The organism is Rhodococcus sp. SGAir0479 (genome assembly GCF_005484805.1).
Classification (GTDB): domain Bacteria; phylum Actinomycetota; class Actinomycetes; order Mycobacteriales; family Mycobacteriaceae; genus Prescottella.
This window is the reverse complement of the sequence record NZ_CP039432.1, coordinates 4,568,261-4,589,874: the sequence shown is the minus strand read 5'-3', so window position 1 is coordinate 4,589,874 and position 21,614 is coordinate 4,568,261. Positions and strand designations below refer to the sequence as shown.

At 68.8% G+C, this 21,614-nt stretch carries 18 protein-coding genes; 10 read left to right on the top strand and 8 right to left on the bottom strand.

Annotation, left to right across the window (positions count from 1 at the left end; all coding sequences use genetic code 11):
* Positions 1-40 precede the first annotated feature (40 nt).
* The 4 genes from E7742_RS21240 to E7742_RS21225 are packed head-to-tail and all read right to left on the bottom strand — an operon-like array spanning position 41 to position 5,074.
* The gene (locus tag E7742_RS21240) at positions 41-1,666 is read right to left on the bottom strand and encodes a dipeptide ABC transporter ATP-binding protein (protein WP_137800748.1); all 1,626 of its coding nucleotides are present in this window, start codon (positions 1,664-1,666) and stop codon (positions 41-43) included.
* A complete protein-coding gene (locus E7742_RS21235) occupies positions 1,663-2,505 on the bottom strand; it encodes an ABC transporter permease (protein ID WP_137801342.1) in 843 nt (280 codons plus the stop codon). Before E7742_RS21235 ends, E7742_RS21240 begins: the two co-directional genes overlap by 4 nt.
* Before the next feature lie 19 nt (positions 2,506-2,524).
* Positions 2,525-3,451, bottom strand: coding sequence for an ABC transporter permease (locus E7742_RS21230; RefSeq protein ID WP_137800747.1), 927 nt, complete (start codon positions 3,449-3,451; stop codon positions 2,525-2,527).
* Positions 3,452-3,454: 3 nt separating this feature from the next.
* Positions 3,455-5,074, bottom strand: coding sequence for a peptide ABC transporter substrate-binding protein (locus tag E7742_RS21225; RefSeq protein WP_175420547.1), 1,620 nt, complete (start codon positions 5,072-5,074; stop codon positions 3,455-3,457).
* A gap of 340 nt (positions 5,075-5,414) precedes the next feature.
* On the opposite strand from E7742_RS21225, the gene acs reads away from it, so the two are divergent.
* Positions 5,415-7,343, top strand: coding sequence for an acetate--CoA ligase (gene acs, locus E7742_RS21220; protein WP_137800746.1), 1,929 nt, complete (start codon positions 5,415-5,417; stop codon positions 7,341-7,343).
* A gap of 76 nt (positions 7,344-7,419) precedes the next feature.
* Here the strand turns inward: acs and E7742_RS21215 are convergent, their stop codons facing one another.
* On the bottom strand, positions 7,420-9,072 hold the full coding sequence (locus tag E7742_RS21215; protein ID WP_137800745.1) for an outer membrane protein assembly factor BamB family protein: 1,653 nt from the start codon (positions 9,070-9,072) through the stop codon (positions 7,420-7,422).
* Positions 9,073-9,117: 45 nt separating this feature from the next.
* Between E7742_RS21215 and E7742_RS21210 the strand changes: the two genes are divergently transcribed.
* On the top strand, positions 9,118-9,741 hold the full coding sequence (locus tag E7742_RS21210) for a TetR/AcrR family transcriptional regulator (RefSeq protein ID WP_137800744.1): 624 nt from the start codon (positions 9,118-9,120) through the stop codon (positions 9,739-9,741).
* A 54-nt stretch (positions 9,742-9,795) separates the two neighbouring features.
* Here E7742_RS21210 and E7742_RS21205 read toward each other — a convergent pair whose 3' ends face one another.
* Positions 9,796-10,236 carry a MarR family transcriptional regulator gene (locus tag E7742_RS21205; protein ID WP_137800743.1) on the bottom strand — a complete coding sequence of 147 codons (441 nt, stop codon included), beginning with the start codon at positions 10,234-10,236 and terminating at the stop codon, positions 9,796-9,798.
* Positions 10,237-10,394: 158 nt separating this feature from the next.
* Here E7742_RS21205 and E7742_RS21200 point away from each other — a divergent pair, with 158 nt between their 5' ends.
* The 6 genes from E7742_RS21200 (at position 10,395) to E7742_RS21175 (ending at position 17,227) form a co-directional block, all read left to right on the top strand.
* Complete coding sequence (locus E7742_RS21200) at positions 10,395-11,420, top strand: substrate-binding domain-containing protein (protein WP_175420649.1); 1,026 nt, start codon at positions 10,395-10,397, stop codon at positions 11,418-11,420.
* 80 nt (positions 11,421-11,500) lie between these two features.
* The gene (locus tag E7742_RS21195) at positions 11,501-12,136 is read left to right on the top strand and encodes an AmiS/UreI family transporter (protein WP_137800741.1); all 636 of its coding nucleotides are present in this window, start codon (positions 11,501-11,503) and stop codon (positions 12,134-12,136) included.
* A gap of 40 nt (positions 12,137-12,176) precedes the next feature.
* Complete coding sequence (locus E7742_RS21190) at positions 12,177-13,214, top strand: aliphatic amidase (protein ID WP_137800740.1); 1,038 nt, start codon at positions 12,177-12,179, stop codon at positions 13,212-13,214.
* 13 nt (positions 13,215-13,227) lie between these two features.
* Positions 13,228-14,277 carry an AAA family ATPase gene (locus E7742_RS21185; RefSeq protein ID WP_137800739.1) on the top strand — a complete coding sequence of 350 codons (1,050 nt, stop codon included), beginning with the start codon at positions 13,228-13,230 and terminating at the stop codon, positions 14,275-14,277.
* Between the two features lie 93 nt (positions 14,278-14,370).
* Positions 14,371-16,698 (top strand): ATP-binding protein, encoded by a 2,328-nt coding sequence (locus E7742_RS21180; RefSeq protein WP_137800738.1) that lies wholly within the window; start codon positions 14,371-14,373, stop codon positions 16,696-16,698.
* Between the two features lie 142 nt (positions 16,699-16,840).
* Positions 16,841-17,227 (top strand): Zn-ribbon domain-containing OB-fold protein, encoded by a 387-nt coding sequence (locus tag E7742_RS21175; RefSeq protein WP_137800737.1) that lies wholly within the window; start codon positions 16,841-16,843, stop codon positions 17,225-17,227.
* 19 nt (positions 17,228-17,246) lie between these two features.
* Here E7742_RS21175 and E7742_RS21170 read toward each other — a convergent pair whose 3' ends face one another.
* Together E7742_RS21170 and E7742_RS21165 are read right to left on the bottom strand one after the other, a co-directional pair.
* Positions 17,247-18,029, bottom strand: a complete 783-nt coding sequence (locus tag E7742_RS21170; RefSeq protein WP_254699100.1) for a DUF11 domain-containing protein — start codon at positions 18,027-18,029, stop codon at positions 17,247-17,249.
* A gap of 149 nt (positions 18,030-18,178) precedes the next feature.
* Positions 18,179-19,579, bottom strand: coding sequence for an MFS transporter (locus E7742_RS21165; RefSeq protein WP_441346869.1), 1,401 nt, complete (start codon positions 19,577-19,579; stop codon positions 18,179-18,181).
* 229 nt (positions 19,580-19,808) lie between these two features.
* Between E7742_RS21165 and nhaA the strand changes: the two genes are divergently transcribed.
* Positions 19,809-21,017 (top strand): Na+/H+ antiporter NhaA, encoded by a 1,209-nt coding sequence (gene nhaA, locus E7742_RS21160; RefSeq protein ID WP_137800736.1) that lies wholly within the window; start codon positions 19,809-19,811, stop codon positions 21,015-21,017.
* 56 nt (positions 21,018-21,073) lie between these two features.
* Complete coding sequence (locus tag E7742_RS21155) at positions 21,074-21,598, top strand: phage holin family protein (protein WP_137800735.1); 525 nt, start codon at positions 21,074-21,076, stop codon at positions 21,596-21,598.
* The last annotated feature ends 16 nt before the right edge of the window (positions 21,599-21,614 follow it).

Sequence of the window (21,614 nt, the reverse complement as noted above, 5' to 3'; positions counted from 1 at the left end):
TACCTGCCGGTGGTCGCCACCCCGATCGCCGTGTGACTGGTCAACGCCGCCGGCCGCGCGGGATCGCGTCGAGCAGGCGTCGCGTGTACTCGTGCGTCGGATGTTCGAACACCTCGGCCGCGGAGGCCGCCTCGACCACCCGACCACCGTGCATCACCACCACCCGGTCCGCGATCGCGCGTACCACCGCGAGGTCGTGGCTGATGAAGACGTACGTCAGCCCCAGCTCGCGTTGCAGCTCGTCGAGCAGTCGCAGGATCTGGTCCTGCACGACGACGTCGAGTGCGGACACCGCCTCGTCGCAGACGACGAGCTCCGGGCCGAGCGCGAGTGCACGCGCGATCGCGACCCGCTGCCGTTGCCCTCCGGACAGTTCGGCGGGGAATCGGTCGGCGGTCTCCGACGGCAGCGCCACCCGGTCGAGCAGCTCGCGCACCCGCCCGGCCCGCGTGCGCCGGTCGCCCACGCGGTGCACCCGTAGTGGTTCCTCGATGATCCGCTGCACCGAGTACGTGGGATCGAGGCTGCCGTACGGATCCTGGAACACGGGTTGCACCCGGCGCCGGAACGGCGCCTGCCGCTGCAGGGTGGTGAGGTCGGTGCCGTCGAACATCACCGTCCCGGAATCCGGCGACAGCAGCCCCGACACCATCCGGGCGACGGTGGACTTGCCGGATCCGGATTCGCCGACGATCGCGGTCGTCGTGCCGCGGGCAACGGTGAACGAGACGTCGTCGGCCGCCGTGACCTCGACGACCGCCCGACGGCGGCCGATCCGCGAGCCCCTCCGCCGGAACACCTTGCGCACGCCGTCGACGACGAGCAGCGGGGGCGCCGCGGAGGCCGGGGCCGCCGCACGCGGACGCGCACGAGCCGACGCGAGCGACGGCGCCGCCGCGACGAGCCGGCGGGTGTACGCGTCCCGGGGATCGGTGAGTAGACGCTCGGCCGGGCCCGCCTCCACGATCCGCCCGCGGTGCATCACGACCACGTGCTCGGCGCGTTCGGCGGCGACCCCGAGGTCGTGGGTGACGAGCAGGACCGCGGTGCCGAGCTCACGTGTCAACCCGGACAGGTGGTCGAGCACGCGCCGCTGCACGGTCACGTCGAGCGCCGACGTCGGTTCGTCCGCGATCAACAGCCTCGGCCGCGCTGCGAGCCCGATCGCGATGAGGACCCGCTGCCGCATGCCTCCGGAGAACTCGTGCGGATAGTGCCCGCTGCGGTCGGCGGCGTCCTCGAGCCCGGCCTCCTCGAGCAGTTCGTCGGCGCGGCGCCGGGCCGCCCGGCCCGACGCGACACCGTTGGCCATCAGCGCCTCCCGCACCTGGAATCCCACCGGCCACACCGGATTGAGATTGGTCGCGGGGTCCTGCGGGACGAACCCGATCCCGCTGCCCCGGATTCGGACGAGCTGCCGTGCCGATGCCCCCACCAGGTCGGCGCCGTCGAACCGGATCCGCCCGCCGGTGATCCGTCCGCCTGTCGGCAGCAAACCGAGAATCGCGTGCGCGAGCGTGGATTTGCCGGATCCGGACTCGCCGACCACCGCGACCGTCTGGCCGGGATGCACCGTCAGGCCGGCCTCCCGCACGGCGCGCACCGCCGTCGGCCCCGATCCGAACGCGACGTCGAGGGCGTCCACCTCGAGCAGCGGCGCGGTCATCGCGGCCGCGCCCGGACGGGATCGAGCGCGTCGCGGAGGGCGTCGCCCAACAACACGAAACCCAGCACGGTGACGGCGAGCGCACCGGCGGGGTAGAACAGGATCGCCGAACCACTCCGCAACGTCACCTGAGCGGTACTGATGTCGCCACCCCACGAGACGGTGGTGGACGGCAGACCGATCCCCAGGAACGACAGCGTCGCCTCCGCGACGATGAACGTCCCGATCGACATCGTGGTCACGACGACGATCGGCGCGAGCGAGTTCGGCAACACGTGGCGCACCAGGATCGACGGATGCGACATGCCGACTGCCCGCGCGGCCGGCACGTAATCGTTGTTCTTGGCCGAGATGACGGCTCCACGAGTGATTCTCGCCATCTGGGGCCACCCGAACAGGGCGAGCACCACGACCACCGTCCACACGGTCCGTTGCGGAAACAGCTGCATCAACACGATGGCCGCGAGGATCAACGGGATTCCGAAGAAGACGTCGGTCACGCGCGACAACAGCGAGTCCGCCCAGCCGCCGTAGTACCCGGCCAGCGACCCCGACACGACGCCGATCACGAGCACGGCCCCCGTCACGCACACCCCCACCGTGACCGACGGCCGCGCCCCGTACACCGTCCGCGCGAAGATGTCGCACCCCTGGCGATCGAACCCGAACCAGTGCCCCGACCGCGGCGGCGCGAGGCTGTCGGCGATGCTGCAGTACCGCGGATCGAGATCGGTGAACAGCGACGGGAACAGCGCCACCGCCGCCACGCCGACCAGGATCACGCACGCGACGACGAACCCGGGACGCCGACGCAGTCGTCGCCACGCGGACGCCCACATACCGTGTGCCCGGTCGCTCTCAGACATAGCGGATCCTGGGGTCCAGCACTGCGTAGAGGAGATCCACCAGCAGGTTGGCCACGAGGTACACGACCACGAGCACGCTCACGAACGAGACGACGGTGGGCGCCTCGCCGCGGCTCACCGCCTGGTAGATCGTGCCGCCCACGCCGTTGATGTTGAAGATTCCCTCGGTGACGACGGCACCGCCCATCAGTGCCGCGAGGTCGACGCCGAGGAACGTGACAACCGGGATGAGCGAGTTGCGCAGCACGTGCATTCCGACGACCCGCCGCCGCGACAGCCCCTTCGCGGTCGCGGTGCGCACGTGGTCGGACACCAGCGTCACGGCGACCGACGTCCGGGTGAGCCGGAGCACGAACGCGAACGACACCGCGGCGAGCACACACGCCGGCAACAGCATTCGTGCGAGGCTGGTGTCCGCGCCCACCGTGGGCGGGGCCCATCCCCACCGGATTCCGACGAAGAACTGGGCGAGGAATCCGATCACGAACACCGGCACGGCGAGCAGCACCAGACTCACGACCAGCACGGTCGAGTCGAACACTCCGCCCTGCCGCAGCCCCGCCACCAGTCCCGCCCCCACCCCGAACACCGTTTCGATGACGACGGCCGTCACCGCCAGCTTCAGCGTGATCGGAAACGCCTGCGCCAGGACCTCTCCCACGGGTCGACCCGAGTACGACGTGCCGAAGTCGAGCGTCAGGATCCCCTTCAGGTACTGCAGGTACTGCACCAGGAACGGCTGGTCGAGGTGGTACCGGGCGCGCAACTGCTCCGTGACGGCCGGCGTGAGCGCCCGGTCGCCCGCGAGGGCCGCGACCGGGTCGCCGGGCAGGAGGAACACCAGCGCGTAGATCAGGAACGTGGCACCGAGGAACACCGGGATCATCTGCAGCACACGGCGTCCGGTGTAGCGCAGCATGGCTCACTTCTTCTCGATGAGGTAGTACAACGGAATTCCGTCCCAGCCGAACCGCACGTTCGTGACGTACTCGGACCATCCGCCCGTGGTGTTGCGGTTCCAGTTCGGGACGGCGGGCAGGTCCCGCAGCAGGATCTCCTGCGCGTCGTCGATCGCCCGTTGCGCCGCCGCCGGATCGGTGGCCCCGGCCGAAGCCCGCAGCAACGCGTCGAACCGGGGATTCGAATACCCGCCGTCGTTCGAGCTGCCCCCGGTCTCGAAGTTCTGGGCCAGGAAGCCGTACTGCTGCGGATAGTCCGCCTGCCATCCGGACCGGAACGCGCTGTCGATCGTCCCGTTCGTCGCCTCGGTGCGCAGTTGCGCGAACGTCGGGTACGGCGCGCCGTGCGCATCGATGCCGAGGGTGTTGCGAATGCTGTTGCACACCGCATCGACCCAGTCCTGGTGGCCGCCGTCGGAGTTGTAGGCGATCCGGAACGACCCCGTCCACGGCGCGATGGCATCGGCCTGCGCCCAGTCCGCGCGGGCCCGGTCGGGCGCGAAGTCGAGGTTCTCGGACCCTGGCAGATCCGGCGTCCAGCCTTGGATCGCCGGACTGGTGAAGTCTCGCGCCGGACTACGGGTTCCGGCGAACAGGCGGGCGGTGATCTGCGGGCGATCGATCGCGCGGGAGATCGCCTGCCGGCGCAGACGCCCCTCCTCTCCGCCGAAATGCGGCAACCGTTGCGGAACGGTGAACGACTCGATCGTCGCGGAGGGCTGGTTGACGGTGCGGCCCGGCAGGTCGGCCTCGTAGATCTCCAGCGCGCTGGCCGGTACGCCGTCGACGACGTCGAGATTGTTCGACACCAGGTCGGTGTAGGCCGTGTCGAGGTTGCTGTAGAGCACGAACGTGACGCCGTAGTTGCGGGCCACCCGACCACCGCGGTAGTCGGGATTGGCGACGAGGTCGATGCGCACGTTGTGCTGCCACGCGTCGTCGTTCGCGAATCGGTAGGGGCCGTTACCGATCGGATGACGACCGAATCCCGGCATGTCCGCGTAGGCGGACTGCGGGAGAGGATAGTAGGCCGCGAATCCCAAGCGTTTCGGAAACGCCGACTCGGGCTGCTCCAGGGTGATCGTGAACGTGCGGTCGTCGAGCACCCGCAGCCCCGACATCGTCTGCGCCGTCGGGTCGGCCGCCGCCACCTCGTCGTAGCCGTCGATCGGGGCGAAGAACGACGCCTGCAACTGCGCGTTGGTCGAGAGGGCGCCGTAGTTCCACGCGTCGACGAACGACGCCGCGGTGACCGGGCTGCCGTCGGTGAACGTCCAACCGCCTTCCAGCGTCACGGTGTAGTGCTGTGCGTCCGGCGTGACGATCGACTCGGCCACCTCGTTCTCGATACCGCCGTCGGCGGTGTAGGCGACCAGGCCGGCGAACACCGCGTCGAGCACGCGCCCGCCGGTGTTGTCGCTGGTGTCGGTGGGGATCAGCGGATTCTGCGGCTCGCCGCTCCACGCCAGGACGATCCCGGTACCCGGCCCGGTCCCGGCGGTGCACGCGGCCGTCACCGACACGACGAGCCCCACCGCCACCGTCGACGCCACTGCCCGCGCGACGCCTCCACGACCGGCCACCGCCCACCTCCCGAACTGATCGGTTGGTCCCAGCGACGATAGAGATCGCGTGCGCCGCGCGTCGTGGAGCCGGGCGCCCCGCCCGGATCGGCACCGGTTCGAGTCCCGATCGCAACACGGCGGCCCCTATGAATTCCGTCACGGGCGGTATGCCCCGACCGCAGGTGGCCGGACCGTCCGTCGCAGAGAATCGACCGGCCGTCGCAGTTCGGTGCCACTCCGCGGGAGGTACCCCTGCAGGGTCGCTGACCTGTGACTACCCTCACAAAGGCGAGAACCGTCGCAGCGACATTCCCGACGCTCCGCCCGAGAGCTCGACCCGGAAAGAAGGCAAGCCGAGATGACGAGCAGTGCTACCGACGCACCCGAGGTGTACCCGCCCAGCGCGGAGTTCACGGCCGCGGCGAACGCAGGTCCCGAGTTGCAGGCCGAGGCCGACCGTGACCGGCTCGCCTTCTGGGACACCCAGGCGCGACGGCTGGACTGGGCAACCGAGTGGTCGGAGGTCCTCGACTGGTCCGACGCCCCGGTCGCGAAGTGGTTCGTCGGAGGACGCCTCAACGTCGCGTACAACTGCGTCGACCGGCACGTCCTCGCCGGCAACGGCGACCGGGTCGCGATCCACTTCGAGGGTGAGCCCGGCGACAGCCGCGACCTCACCTACAACGACCTGTTGTCGGAAGTGAGCCGCGCCGCAAACACTTTCACCGACCTCGGCCTGGTGGCCGGCGACCGGGTCGCGATCTACATGCCGATGATCCCCGAGGCGATCGTCGCGATGCTCGCATGCGCCCGGCTCGGTCTCACCCACTCGGTGGTGTTCGCCGGATTCTCCGCCGGCGCCCTGCGCTCCCGCATCGACGACGCCGAGGCCAAGCTCGTCGTCACCGTCGACGGCCAGTGGCGCCGCGGCCAGGCGGCTCCGCTCAAGCCCGCGGTCGACGAAGCGGTGGCAGACGCCGCGTCGGTCCGCAACGTGCTGGTCGTCAAGCGGACCGGCATCGACGTCGACATCACCGAGGGACGGGACCTGTGGTGGCACGAGACGGTCGAGAAGGCCTCGCCCGAGCACGAGGCGCAGCCCTTCGACGCCGAGCATCCGCTGTTCATCCTGTACACATCCGGCACGACCGGTAAGCCCAAGGGCATCGTCCACACCTCGGGCGGCTACCTGACGCAGACGTCGTACACCCACCACAACGTCTTCGACCACAAGGCCGGCAGCGACGTCTACTGGTGCACCGCCGACATCGGCTGGGTCACCGGCCACAGCTACATCGTCTACGGTCCGCTGAGCAACGGCGCCACCCAGGTGGTGTACGAGGGCACCCCCAACTCCCCCGACGAGCACCGGCACTTCCAGATCATCGAGAAGTACGGCGTCACGATCTACTACACCGCGCCCACGCTGGTGCGCACGTTCATGAAGTGGGGCCGCGAGATCCCCGACGCCCACGACCTGTCGTCCATCCGGGTGCTCGGTTCCGTCGGCGAGCCCATCAACCCCGAGGCGTGGCGCTGGTTCCGCGAGGTCCTCGGCGCCGGCACCGCCCCGATCGTCGACACCTGGTGGCAGACCGAGACCGGCGCCATCATGATCTCGCCGCTGCCCGGCGTCACCGCGACCAAGCCCGGTTCGGCGATGGCTCCGCTGCCCGGCATCTCCGCGAAGATCGTCGACGACGAGGCCCACGAGTTGGGTGCGGGCGCGAGCGGGTACCTCGTGCTCGACCAGCCCTGGCCGTCGATGCTGCGAGGCATCTGGGGCGACATGGAGCGCTACGCGGAGACCTACTGGTCGCGCTACCGCGAGCAGGGCTGGTACTTCGCCGGGGACGGCGCCAAGTACGACGAGGACGGCGCTCTGTGGGTGCTCGGCCGCGTCGACGACGTCATGAACGTCTCCGGCCACCGCATCTCCACGTCGGAGGTCGAGTCCGCACTGGTCGGTCACCCTTCGATCGCCGAGGCCGCTGTCGTCGGCGCGGCGGACGAAACCACCGGCCAGGGCATCGTCGCGTTCGTGATTCTGCGCGAGGGCGCGGAGAACACCGGGGAACAGCTCATCGCGGACCTGCGCGCCCAGGTGTCCACCGCGATCTCCCCGATCGCCAAGCCGCGCCAGATCACCGTCGTGCCGGAACTGCCGAAGACCCGCTCCGGCAAGATCATGCGCCGACTGCTGCGCGACGTCGCCGAAGGCCGCGACCTGGGCGACACGTCGACGCTCGTCGACCCCAAGGTGTTCGACGCGATCCGCGGCAAGTGAGCAAGTAGTACGACGCCCTGAACGGGTGTCCCGGGATCCGGCGGGTCCGGGACACCCGTTCTGCATTGCCCGGGTGTCAGCGCACGGGCAGGAAGCCGTCCAGACCGCCCTGGGCGCGCATGACCTCGAGGCCCTCCGGCAGGTTCGGATTCACCATCGGTGCGAGCGGTGCGACCGCAGTCGAGGTCATCGCCCCGAGCGTCGAGAACATGCGACCGTCGGGCGCAACCGCGAGCAGTCCCTCGGTGCTGTCGCTGGCGATCGCGACGTTGCGCCGCGCCACTCCCGTCGCCGGATCGAGTTCGACGATCGCCGCCTTCACCGGCACGGACACCGAACTTCCCTGTACCGGAACGTCGTAGCCGTAGAAGACCTCGATCAGCACGGCGCCGTCGACCACGGTGGGATTGCCGTTCCCCCGCACGACCGGCGCACCGTAGACGTCACTGACGGGTAGCGCCGCAGCCGTCACCGCGGACAGGTCCGCGTCCCACAACTTGTTGCCGGCCTCGTCGAAGGCCGACGCGACACCGGGATTCGTCAGGACGTAGATGCTCCCGTCGGCGCCCACCGTCACCGCTGCGGCGGCGGCGTCGGACGGGGCGCTCCACACCCGCTGCCCGGTCGCGGTGTCGAACGCGTACAGCAGACCCTCGTCGTCGCACGTGTAGACCAGACGCCCGTCGGGTGAGAGGACCGGGCTGGAACCGCTGCCCGGGCCCATCTGTGCCGCGAACCCGATCGACACCGCCCCCGGGTCGTCGCCCCGCGGCGGCGTCACGTCGAGGCCGTACAACGCCCCCTTGTCCTGCTCGACGTCGGTGGCGGCCACGAACACACGGCCGGTCCGGTCGTCGACGGCAGGAGTGTTGGCGCTCTGAACGATTCCACCCATGACGATCTGGAAGATGGGGTCCTTGATGGCGGGGTCCATGATTCCGTCGGACCACATACTCGGCGACATCGGTGTCTTGGTGTGCCGCTTCGCGAGCGTGCCTGGCAACTGCAGGATCGGGGCACGCAGTTCCCCGGTCGCGCGGTCGACGACGAGCACCTGACCGAACGCCGTCGTGCCCAGCACACCACCGTCCTCGGTGAACGCAGCGGTGACGAACGGGTTGATCGGGCGCGATCCCGAGGCGAACGGGTTGGGTGTGGGCGCGGCCGGCAGGTCGATCACCCATCTCAGATCGCCGCGACCGGTGTACGACCAGAACTGGTCGCCGTCGGCGATGTAGATGTTGCCGTCGACGTCGATGATCGGCGACGACATGATCGCGGCGGAATCGACACCGTCCTTCCCGTTCCACGCCGGCGACTCCCAGACGATGTTGCCGAGGCGGTCGAGCACGTGCAGATTGGCGTTGCCCTCGGCCTTGCCGGTGGTCACCGCGAGGTTGCCGTCGGGCAGCAGTGTCGGGGCGGTGAGTACGGCCGACCCCTCGAGCGCGGTCCAACGCGTGTACTGCGCCGCCGTCGTCACACCCAGTTGCTGCTTCCGGTTGGCTGGGTCGCCGTGCAGTGTCACCCACCCGGTGTCCGCATACGGCCACAGATCGTTTCCGGCGTTTCCCGGCCCGGCGCTGCCGCTTCCGAAATCTCCGAGACTGCCGAGGCTCCCGGCGGCACCGGCCACCCCGGCGCCCGAGCCGACGGCCGCGGCCAGGATCACCGCTGCGAGCCCGGCCCGGCCGAGCTTTCGACCGCGAGCTGGTTCGAATGATTTCATTAATACTCCTTATTAGTAGTAGCTCCGGAAGCTACACTGAACCGCATGAACCGGGAGCCGCTTTCGACGAAAGAGAAGCTCCTCGATGTGGCCGAGGAGCTGTTCGCATCCCGGGGCGTGGAGGCAACCCTCGTCGGTGACATCGTTCAGGGTGCAGGACAACGCAATCCGTCGGCGCTGCGGTACCACTTCGGCTCACGCGACGGCGTCCTGCAGGCGATTCTCGAGAAGCACCTCACCCGGATCGAGGAACGGCGCGCGAAGCTTCTCGCCTCGTGGCCCGCGCCGGGGCCCCGCACGCCCCGGGACGCGATCGAACTCGCCGTGGTTCCGCTGGCCGAACTCCTGTCGACCGAGGCCGGCCGACGGTATCTGCGCATCCTCGGACAGACGATGTACGAATTGGCGCCGGATCAGATGAAGGGCGTCGGCAAGTACCCCAGCCTGTCGGCGACGATAGACCTGATGCGCGGCTGCATCGACACCCTGCCGCCCCGGGTGGTCGACGAGCGCATCCAGGGCACCCTGTTGCTCATCTCGGCGATGCTGGCCATCCGTGCGCGGGACATGTCGAGTCGACGTCGTCCGCCGCTTCCCCTCTCGACCTTCCAGCGCAATCTGATCGCCATGGCGACGTCGACGTTGACCGCGCCGCACGACGAACCCTGATCCGAACCGCGCCGAATCGGGCTCGGGCACAGGATGTCTGCACCTCCGGCTCCGTCAGATGTCGGTACGCCCCAGGGCCACCAGGCTGCGGACCAGATCGGCGGAACGTGCGTCGGACAGCTCGGCCAGCCAGTCCCTCTCGACGTCACGGATGGCGGCCGACAGGCGGGCGTGCAGCTGCCGGCCACGCGTGCTGGGATGAACCCGCACCCGGCGCCGGTCGTCGGCGTCGACCTCACGGTAGACGGCCGCGATCGACACCAGCCGGTCGACGACGCGGGTGAGCGTCGGGGCCGGAATGCGGGTGCGGTCGCGAAGTTCGGCCATCGTCGCGCCGGGGCGGTCGATCAGCGTGTCGAGCGCCAGGTAGTGGTCCGCGGTCACATCGTCCGCAGCGAGTGCCTCGTCCGCCGCCTGGGCCGCGACCCGCGCAGCACGCAGGAGCGCAACCGTCACGGACACCTCGTCCGCCACGATGACACCCTTGTCCGACACGACCCACTCCCGAGCTGTTGCACGCTTCACACTCCACGGGCAATACTTTCAGATGAAATGATAGCCCACGCGCAGCCCACCACCTGCGACGCCGCCGCGGAGACGTCGACGTGAGCGTCGCACTGGGCCGCGCCCGCGCCGAGCAGTGGCGGGTTGCGATGGTGGTACCCCTCCAGGGTCCGGCGGGGCTCTTCGGACCGTCGTGCGAGGCGATCGGCGAGCTCGCCGCGCGCGACATCAACAGCGCGGGCGGAGTGCTCGGACGCGAGGCGTCCATTCACGTCGTGGACGGCGGCACCCGTCCCGAGGTGATCGCTGCCGAGGTGGACAGCCTGGTGTCGGCGGGGGCGATCGATGCGGTCAGCGGGTGGCACATCTCGTCGGTGCGCCACGCTCTCGCGCCCGTCGTGGCCGGCCGCGTCCCGTATTCCTACACCTCCCTCTACGAGGGCGGTGAGACGCGCGGCGGCATCTTCTGTTGCGGGGAGACACCGCGCCAACAGATTGCTCCCGCCCTGAAGTGGTTGCGGGACAATGTCGGTGCACGCCACTGGTTCGTCGTCGGCGACGACTACGTGTGGCCACACGGATCACTGGGCGCGGTGCGCGCCTACGCGCACGAACTCGACCTGCAGATCGTGGGCGAATCGTTCGTCGACCTCGGGCGCGGCAACATGAGCCGGGTGGTCGAATCGGTCGCGGCATCGCAGTGCGACGGAGTCCTGATGCTGTTGGTGGGGCAGGACGCCGTCGACTTCAACCGCGCCTTCGCGCGACGCGGGCTCGACGAGCACATCGTGCGCTTCAGTCCACTCATGGAGGAGAACATGCTCCTCGCGAGTGGGCCGCGGGCCACGCGGGACCTGTTCGTGGCGGCCGCCTACTTCCGCTCGCTCGTCGACGCCGACTCCATGGACCTCGTGGGACGGTACGTGGCGCTGCACGGTGCGGCCGCACCACCGCTCAACAACGCTGCAGAGTCGTGCTACGAGGGCATCCAGACCCTCGCCAGCCTCATCCACCGTGCGGGCGGACTGTCACCGGACGCACTCGACGTCGTGGTGGACGGGGCCGCCTACGACGGACCTCGGGGAACCGTGGAGTTCCGAAACCGGGTGGCGCGGCAGCGAATTCATCTTGCCGTGGCGAACGGGTTCGACTTCGACGTCGTCACCACTTTCTGACCGCCCCCTCTTGACACTGTGGCGTCCGCCACTTACTTTCATTTGAAATCATTCCATATGAAAGCGATTTGAGGTGTCCGATGGGCAGTGTCGGTCTGCTCTACGTGGGTGCGGTCCTGTTCCTGAACGGGCTGATGTTGCTCGGGGCGGTACCGCCCAGGTCGGCGGCGATCCTGAACCTCTTCGTCGGCGCGCTCCAGTGCGTGATCCCCACCGCGATGCTTCTCCAGGCCGGGACGGACACCGGCGTCGTCCTCGCGGCGTCCGGCCTGTACCTCTTCGGCTTCACGTACCTCTACGTCGGGATCGGGAACCTCGCGGACCTCGACCCGCGCGGCGTCGGCTGGTTCTCGGCGTTCGTCGCCGCCGCCGCGGTCGTCTACAGCCTCGTGTCGTTCACCGTGGTCCACGATCCCGTATTCGGCGTCATCTGGCTCGCCTGGGCGGGCCTGTGGACCCTGTTCTTCCTGGTCCTCGGCACCGGCCGTGACGACCTCGCCCGTTTCACCGGCTGGACGGCACTGCTGCTCAGCCAGCCCACCTGCACACTGCCGGCCTTCCTGGCCCTCACCGGCCATGCCCCGACCTCACCCGGGCTCGCCGCACTCTGGGCCGTAGGGCTGGCGCTACTGGTCGCGATCGCCGCCGTCCTGGGCCTGCCGGCAGCCGGACGTCGGTCGCCGTTCCATCGCGGACTCACCGCCACTACCCGTTGATTCCAGTCCCCCAACCGTATTCACGAGAGGAACGAACGACATGCGACACGGAGACATCTCCTCGAGCAAGGACACCGTCGGAGTCGCGGTGGTCAACTACAAGATGCCCCGACTGCACGACCGGGCCGGCGTCCTCGAGAACGCTCGCCGGATCGCCGACATGATGATCGGCATGAAGTCGGGTCTGCCCGGACTCGATCTGGTGGTGTTCCCCGAGTACTCCACGCAGGGAATCATGTACGACGAGCAGGAGATGTACGACACGGCCGCCACGATCCCCGGCGACGAGACCGCGATATTTTCGGCCGCGTGCCGCGAGGCCGACACGTGGGGCGTCTTCTCGATCACCGGTGAACAACACGAGGATCACCCGAACAAGCCGCCGTACAACACGTTGATCCTCGTCAACAACCGCGGTGAGATCGTCCAGAAGTACCGCAAGATCCTGCCGTGGTGCCCGATCGAGGGCTGGTACCCGGGCGACACGACGTACGTCACGGAGGGACCGAAGGGGCTGAAGATCTCGCTCATCGTGTGCGACGACGGCAACTACCCCGAGATCTGGCGGGACTGCGCAATGAAGGGCGCCGAACTGATCGTGCGCTGCCAGGGCTACATGTACCCGTCGAAGGACCAGCAGGTCCTCATGTCCAAGGCAATGGCATGGGCGAACAACTGCTACGTCGCCGTGGCGAACGCCGCCGGATTCGACGGCGTCTACTCGTATTTCGGCCACTCGGCGATCATCGGCTTCGACGGACGGACCCTGGGCGAGACCGGCGAGGAAGAGTACGGAATCCAGTACGCCCAGTTGTCGGTCTCCGCGATCCGTGACGCCCGCGAGAACGACCAGTCGCAGAACCACCTGTTCAAGCTCCTCCACCGCGGCTACTCGGGAGTCCACGCCGCCGGCGACGGCGACAAGGGCGTCGCCGACTGCCCGTTCGAGTTCTACAAGCTGTGGGTCACCGACGCCGAGAAGGCCCGGGAACGCGTCGAATCGATCACGAGAGACACTGTGGGCGTTGCCGATTGTCGGGTAGGGTCCCTGCCCGTCGAGCGGACCTCCGAGGCCTGACGGGAGGCCCACCGTGCCCTATCTCACGGACATGTTCCACGACCAGAACCGGGCGCAGCCGGTGCCGACTGCCGCGCCGGCCCCGCGGCCGGCGGGCGCGTTCGACCCGGACGTCCTCGCCGACCGGCTGAACACCCGGATCGTGGGGCAACGCAACGCCATCGACGCGGTCGTGCGCGCGGTGTCGTTGGCCTCGGTCGGCGCGAACGATCCGTCCCGTCCGCTTGCCAACGTCCTGCTGGCCGGGCCGACCGGAGTCGGCAAGACCGAGTTGGTGCGGCAGGTCGCCGCCGAACTGCGATCCGGCCCGGACGACATGTGCCGCATCGACATGAACGCGCTGGCGCAGGAGCACTACGCGGCGTCCTTCTCCGGCGCTCCCCCGGGCTACGCCGGCAGCAAGGAATCGTTCACCCTCTTCGACCGCGGTGCCGTCGAGGGTGATCCGTACACACCGGGCGTCGTCCTGTTCGACGAGGTGGAGAAGGCCGACACGACGGTCCTGCGGGCGCTGCTGCAGATCCTCGACCACGGGGAACTGCGACTGGCCAACGGTCAGCAGTCCATCTCGTTCCGCAATTGCTACGTGTTCATGACCTCGAACCTCGGATCGGCCGAACTGGCGGCGCGGCGCCGAACGCCGCGGGCGTGGGTGGCCCGCCGGCGCAACCGGACGGGCCCTCGGGCGGACGACGCGGTCGTGCGGCGCGCGATCGAACGATTCTTCGATCCCGAGTTCTTCAACCGGCTGGACGAAACGGTGGTGATGAACGGTTTCGACGACCGGACCGCCCACGAGGTGACGGGTCTCGAGATCGATGTCGTCACCCGCCGCCTGGCCCGCCGGTCGGTCACCGTCCACGTCGGCCCGGACGTCGTCGAGTTCCTCCGAAGGCGGGGCTTCGACCCCGTGTACGGAGCCCGCGGCCTGCGGCGCACAGTCCGTACGGCACTGGCCGATCCGCTCGCGGCGGCGGTGCTGCAGCACCGGCCCGTGGGAACCGAACCGCTCGCCCTGGCCGCGCGAGTGGTCGACGGGCGGATCCGAGTCAGCCGCGTCTGACCGCTCGCACGCCTGTGCGCGACGGCCCGAGTCCGGGACGCGCCGTCGCACACAGGCGTACCGTGACCGCAGGAGTCCGAAAGAAGGTCACGGATGGCACCCGGCGCGCGCGGCAGGGTCGGGAACCTGCCCCTCGACTTGACCAGTTTCGTCGGCCGGCGCCGCGAGGTGACCGAGACGAGGCGACTGCTCGGTACGTCGCGGCTGGTGACCCTGACGGGAATGGGCGGTGTCGGCAAGACCCGCCTCGCGCTCCGCGTCGCGGCGGACTCCCAACGTTCCTTCGACGACGGCGTCTGGCTGGTCGAGTTCGGGGAGCGTCGTGACCCGCAACTGGCGGCCGAGACGGTGGCCGCGACGCTGGGACTCCGGGAACAGGCCGCGGTGCCGACCACCCAGGTGCTCACCGACTTTCTCGCGTCCCGGAAGCTGCTGCTCGTTCTCGACAACTGCGAGCACCTGATCGACACCGTCGCCAAGCTCGCCGAGACCCTGCTGCGCGCCGCCCCGGAACTACGCATCCTGGCAACGAGCCGCGAACCCCTCGCGATCGGTGGCGAAACCGTGGTTCGGGTACCGCCGCTGACATTGCCCGCCCCCGACGAGTCCACGCCGCTGCGCGCGCTGGCGCAGTACGAGGCCGTGAACCTGTTCGTCGACCGGGCGGCCACCGCCGACCCCGGATTCGAACTGACCGAGGACAACAAGGAGGCGATCGTCGCGATCTGCGCCGCCCTCGACGGACTTCCGCTGCCCATCGAGTTGGCCGCGGCCCGTCTGCGCGCGATGTCGGTCGACCAGGTGCTGGCACGGCTGACCGACCGGTTCCGGCTCCTGACGGGCGGCAGCCGGTCGGCGCCCGATCGACAGCAGACCCTCCGCATGAGCATCGACTGGAGCCACGAGCTGTGCACGCCCACCGAGCAGCAGCTGTGGCGCCGGCTGTCGATCTTTCCCGGGGGATTCGAACTGGACGCCGCCGAGGCCATCGCCGCCGGTGACCTGTCCACCTACGAACTGCTCGACGTGGTGGCCGCTCTCGTCGACAAGTCGATTCTCGTCCGCGAGGAGCACGCCGGCGTCGGACGGTACCGGCTGCTCGAGACCCTGCGCGACTACGGACTCGAACGCCTCCAGGAGGCCGGCGAGTATTCGACACTGCGGCGGCAGCACCGCGACTGGTACCAGGCCCTGACGCGCCGGGCCGAGGAGGAGTGGATCAGTCCGAACCAGCCGGCGTGGATCGCGCGGCTCGAGCGCGAACGGGCGAACCTGCGTGACGCGCTCGAGTACTGCATGAGCGAGCCGGGCGAGGCCGAGAACGGGCTGCGGATCGCGAACGTCCTGTACATCTTCTGGGTGTCCCGGGGCCTGCTGACCGAGGGCCGTCTGTGGCTCGGGCGAGTCCTGGCCGCGCACGGCGGCGAACCGACCCGGCCGCGGGCGATGTCGCTCGCGTCGTCGGCGATCCTCGCCGCCAACCAGGGCGACATCCGGACCGGTGCCCGGCTGGTCGCCGCGGCGGGGGCGGTCGCCGCGGCGAACGACGACCCGGAGACCGACGTCGTGGTCACGCATGCGGCGGGCCACCTCGAGATCTACGCCGGCAACATGCCGCGAGCGAAGGAACTCCTCGGCGAGATCCTTCCCACCGTCCGCGGCGGGAACAACCGCCTCCGACAGATCTCGACGCTCCTCGGCCTCGCCATGGCCTCCGCGGTGCTGGGCGAACGCCGCGAGGCGACCGAGTACACCGACGAGGTCCTCACCATCACGGCGGCCCGCGGCGAGTCGATCTACCGCTCCTACGCGCTGTGCTCGCGCGGACTCTCCGAATGGCGGGACGATCCGGACACCGCGCAGCGCTTGTTCCGCGAAGCCCTGCAGCTCAGCGCCGGCGTCGACGACAACCTGGGTGCGGCGATCTGCGTCGAGGCACTCGCGTGGACGGCCGCGACCACCGGCCAGGCGTACCGATCCGCAGTGCTGCTGGGCGCCGTCGACTCCCTGTGGATGTCGGTCGGAAACCGGGGTGTGGTCATCCCCGCGCTGCGGCGGAACCACGAGCAGGCCCGGGAACGCGTCCGCACCGCGCTGGGAGACCGCGCGTTCGACGCCGCGGTCCGGCAGGGAGCCGGGCTGGCACTCGACGAGATCGCGATCTTCGCGGTCGAGGACCGACTCCCGCAGACGGCCCCACCCGAGCGCAGTGCCACCGACCTGACTCCGCGCGAGCAGCAAGTGGCACAACTGGTGGCCCAGGGGCTGACGAACAAGGCGATCGCCGACAAACTCGTGATTTCGCAACGCACCGCCCAGGGGCACGTCGAACACGTCCTCGCCAAGCTCGGGTTCAACTCGCGGACCCAGATCGCGGCGTGGATCGTCGAGCAGGGACGAGGCGACGACAACGACGGCTGACCTGGCACTTCACCGCCGCGGGTAGGTACCCGGTTCGGGAAACAGGTAGGTGCACCGGTAGTTCTACCGTCGTGGGGTGGCGTTCCGATTGGAACTGTGAGAGCAGGACACACCCACGCTCCACGAAGTCGAGGTCTCCCCGATGCACGACCAACTCCAGCGCATCACCACATCCACGGCCACGGCCACGGAACGCTTCACCATCGGCCGCTGCGACGTCTGCGGCACCCTGCTCGCCCCCGAGGCGTCGGCCTGTTCGGCGTGCCGCGGTACGGACATCACCCGGACACCGTCCCCCGGGACCGGATCGATCGTCTCGTGGACCGTCGTCGAAGTCTCGCCCAGCCGGACGTGCACCGACTTCACGCCGTACACGATCGCGATCGTCGCACTCGACGAAGGACCGTGGACCTACGCGTGGATCGAGGGCGCGCCCAGTGAGCGGGCGAGCGATTCGACGGGGCGCATCCAAGTCCGGTACGACCGGATGATCCCCGGCGAGCCGTATCCGCTGTTCGTACTGCAGTAGCACGACCGCGTCGTCCCGATCACGCCGGCGGCGGAGCCACCGATCCGGGTGGCAGCGGCAGGGGCGGCGGCGGAGGGGGTGCGCCCGGACCCGGCTGGTACGGGGTCCCGAGCGCCCAGGCGTAGAGCGCGCCCAGCGCGGCCAGCGTTCCGGCCCCCAGCGAGCCCGTGCCGAGGGCGCCGAGCACCAGTGAACCCAGGGCCGGCGAGCCCAGGGCCGAACCGTCCAGCGCCGCCGATCCCAACAACGGTGCCAGATCGGCCGATCCGAACTCCCCCGGTTCCCCCGGTTCCCCGGGCTCTCCCGGTTCCAGAGATCCCATTCCCGGCAGCTCCGCCGATCCCCCGCCGGCGCCGCAGTCGGTGACGACGCGAGCGGCCGCCGGAGGCGACGTCACGGACATGCTCTGCGGGTCCGTGCCCGTCGCGACGGCGGTGTTGTCGACGAGACACGCCTCCTGGTCCGCGTCGGTGATCTCGTACGTGGCACTGCAGGTCATCGACCCCCCGGGCTGGAGCGACTTCGACGGGCACGTGATCCCGGGTGCCCCGCCCGAACCCGAGAAAGCGGTCTCCGCCACCTCGATGTCGGAGACCGGCGTGGTACCGAGATTGGTCACCACGAACGTGTAGGAGACGGTGTCTCCCGACTGCAGGTCCACCAACGGCGAGGCCGACTTCGTGAGCCCCAGCGCGCCTCCCGCCGGCTGGGCGAAGGCAGCGGGGCCGACGGTCGTCAGGGCTACCAGACTCACCGGCACCGCGACGGCCAGCCTTCGAAAAGCTGTATCGAATCTTCGCACGCTGGAAACTCCTTTTCGTCACACACAGGACAAAACGGGTTCTAACTCAGGTGCCGCGCTTTACAACCGTTTCGGAAGATACTGGATATTTGCCGTCGAGAACGTGCGAATCGAACCGACAGGTGCGTTTGCGGATTTCGCCCGATACGTCACACGCCGTCGAGCGACTCGTCCTTGGTCTCGCGCATCGCCAGCAAGGCGACGAACGTCAACGCGGACGCGATCAGCAGGTAGATGCCGACCCAGCCCACTCCGTAGGTCTCGGCCAGCCACGTCGCGATGAACGGCGCGACCGCTGCCCCGAGGATGCTCGCGGTGTTGTAGGCGATTCCCGACCCGGTGTAGCGGACGTTGGTGGGGAACAGTTCCGGCAACACCGCACTCATCGGGCCGAAGGTGAGGCCCATCAGCACCATGCCGATGACCAGGAAGATCAGCATCCGGGCGTCGGTCATGCCCTCGGCCGCGAGCAGCAGCCCGAACGTCAGACCGAAGACCATCATCGTCGCGGTGATGACGAGCAGCGTGATGCGGCGGCCGAAGCGGTCCGCGAGCCAGCCGGCGACCGGAATGGTCGCGGCGAAGAACAGCACGGCGACCAACTGCAGTACCAGGAAGTCCCGGTACTGGAAGCCCGCACCGTAACCACCGTCGGCGGCGGTCTTCCCGGTGCCGTAGCTGAGCACCCAGGTCGTCATGATGTAGAAGAGCGTGTACGTCGCCAGCATGACGAACGTGCCGATGATCAACTGGCGCCAGCTGGTCTTGAACACCTGCTTGAGCGGGGTCTTGACCTTCTCACCGTTCGCGACGGCGCGCGCGAACACCGGGGTCTCCTCGAGCTTGAGGCGCACGTACAGGCCGATCATCACCATGAGGGCACTGAGCAGGAACGGGATCCGCCAGCCCCACGTGAGGAACGCGCTGTCGAGATCGGGGGACGAGCTGCTGGTGTAACCGAGTGCCAGCGTGATCAGCAGGAACAGGCCGTTCGCGAAGAAGAAGCCGATCGGGGCACCGAGCTGCGGCCACATCGCCGCCCAGGCCCGTTTGCCGCTCTTGGCGGTCTCGGTCGCGAGCAGCGCCGCACCCGACCATTCACCACCGAGACCCAAGCCCTGGCAGAAGCGCATCAGCGCCAGCAGCGCCGGCGCCCACAGCCCCACCGCGTGGTACGTGGGCAGCAGGCCGATGAGGAACGTCGCGATGCCCATCGTGAGCAGCGAGCCCACGAGCGTGGCCTTGCGGCCGATGCGGTCACCGAAGTGGCCGAAGAGGATCGAGCCCAGCGGGCGGGCGACGAAGGCCAGGCCGAACGTCGCGAACGACGCGAGCAGCGCCGTCGTGTCGTTGCCCTTGGGGAAGAACAGGTGCGGGAAGACCGAGACCGCGGCCGTCGCATAGATGTAGAAGTCGTAGAACTCGATCGACGTGCCGACCATGCTCGCGACGACGATCCGGCTGCGGGGCACCCCGGCCACGGTCCCGTCGTCGTTCGGCGCCGACGTCTCGTCGTGTCCGCGCTCAGCGGACTGCACACCCTTTGTCACGTGGCCATCTCCTGCACTGTCGTCGTCCGACATCCCGACGAGGCGATTCCACTAGGTGGAACTGCGTCCCGAACCGTAGGAATTGAACACTTCGCGCGTACGCGCCGCAAGCAGCCGGTACCCGACCGATTGGTCGCAAAGAACACGTTAAGATCGAGGCAGGTGTGCCGGGAAGTCTGGTCGGCGATGTTCTGCCGTACCCGAAGAAGATCCTGGTGAGAGGCTGTCCTTGATTTCCGCCGCACGCTCCGAGCTGGCCCGTTACCTGCGCATCGAGACGGTGGGCGGATCCATTCTGTTGATTGCCGCCGCACTGGCCGTTCTGTGGGCAAACTCTCCCCTGTCCGGCGCGTACGAATCGCTGCGCGACCGGCAGATCGGACCGAGCGCGATCCACCTGGATCTCACGCTCGGCACGTGGGCCCAGGACGGGCTGCTCGCGATCTTCTTCTTCGTCGCCGGCCTCGAACTCAAACGCGAACTCGTGGTCGGCGAACTGGCCGATCGGAAGAAGGCGCTGCTCCCGATCATCGCTGCGTGTGGCGGCGTGATCGTGCCCGCCGTCATCGCCTCCGTCGTGGGCGCCGGCGCCGCCGGCATGGACCGCGGCTGGGCCATCCCGGTCGCCACCGACATCGCGTTCGCGCTCGGCGTGCTCGCCCTCACCGGCTCCCGCATCCCGGCGAGCGCGCGCGTGTTCCTGCTGAGCCTCGCCGTCGTCGACGACCTGCTCGCGATCATTCTCATCGCGGTGTTGTTCACCGGGTCGATCGCGATGCTGTGGGTGTCGACCGCGGTCGCCTGCCTGGCCGGCTACTGGTACGCGCAGCGCCGACGGATCACCACACCGTTCCTGTACGTGCCGTTGGTGCTGCTCACCTGGTACAGCGTCCACGAGGCCGGGATCCACGCGACACTCGCGGGTGTCGCGCTGGGCCTGCTCACCCGGGTCCGCACCGATCCGGACGAGGAATACGCCCCCGCCGCCCGGCTCGAGCATCGCCTGCAACCGTGGTCGGCGGGCGTGTGTGTGCCGTTGTTCGCGCTGTTCGCGTCGGGCGTGCCCATCAACGGGGACGTCCTGGGATCGCTGCTGACCGACCGCATCGCCCTCGCCGTCATCCTCGGTCTGCTCATCGGCAAGACGGTGGGGATCTTCGGTGTCTCGTGGCTCGCGATCCGGTTCGGTATCGCCACCAAACCGCGGCTGCTCGGCTTCCGCGACATGTTCGCCCTGTCGGTTCTCGGCGCGATCGGGTTCACCGTTAGCCTTCTGGTGGCCGATCTTGCTCTCGCGGGTATCGGCGACGGCAGCGAAGCGGACATTGCGAAGGCCGCGGTGCTCGTAACGTCGTTGACTGCGTCACTGATCGGATCCGCGTTACTGTTGCGTCGCGGACGGGTTCATCAGGCCCGCGCCGCTGCCACCGATACGTGAGGACCCTCGCGCGTCGGATCTACCAGCGCGTGAGAAGAACCTGGAGGGGTCGAGAAGTGAGCTTCACCAACGGCAACGGAGTCAAGGCAGACGGCAGCCGGGTCACCGGTGACGGGGTTCCGACGACGGTTTCCTCGATTCCCCTCACGGACCTCCACGATCCGCAGACGGCATCGATCGGCACCCTGGTCCGCGATGCGACCGCACAGGTTTCGACGCTGTTCCGCGCGGAGGTGGAACTCGCGAAGTCCGAGATCACCAGCGAGGTGAAGAAGGGCCTGCAGGGCAGCATGTTCTTCCTGCTCGCGCTGTCCGTGCTGGTGTTCAGCGCGTTCTTCTTCTTCTTCTTCCTGGCCGAACTGCTGAGCGTGTGGCTCGACCGCTGGGCGTCGTTCCTGATCGTGTTCGCCATCATGCTCGTCGTCACGGGCGTACTGGCGCTGCTCGGCTACCTGCGCGTCCGCAAGTTGCGGGCGCCCAACAAGACGATCGACTCGCTCAAGCAGACCGCGACCGTGCTCCCGGGCCAGCACCCGGCCACCGTGTCGCCGCTGGGCTCGGGAACGGGCACCGCCGGCTGACGCAGGCGTGGCCTCC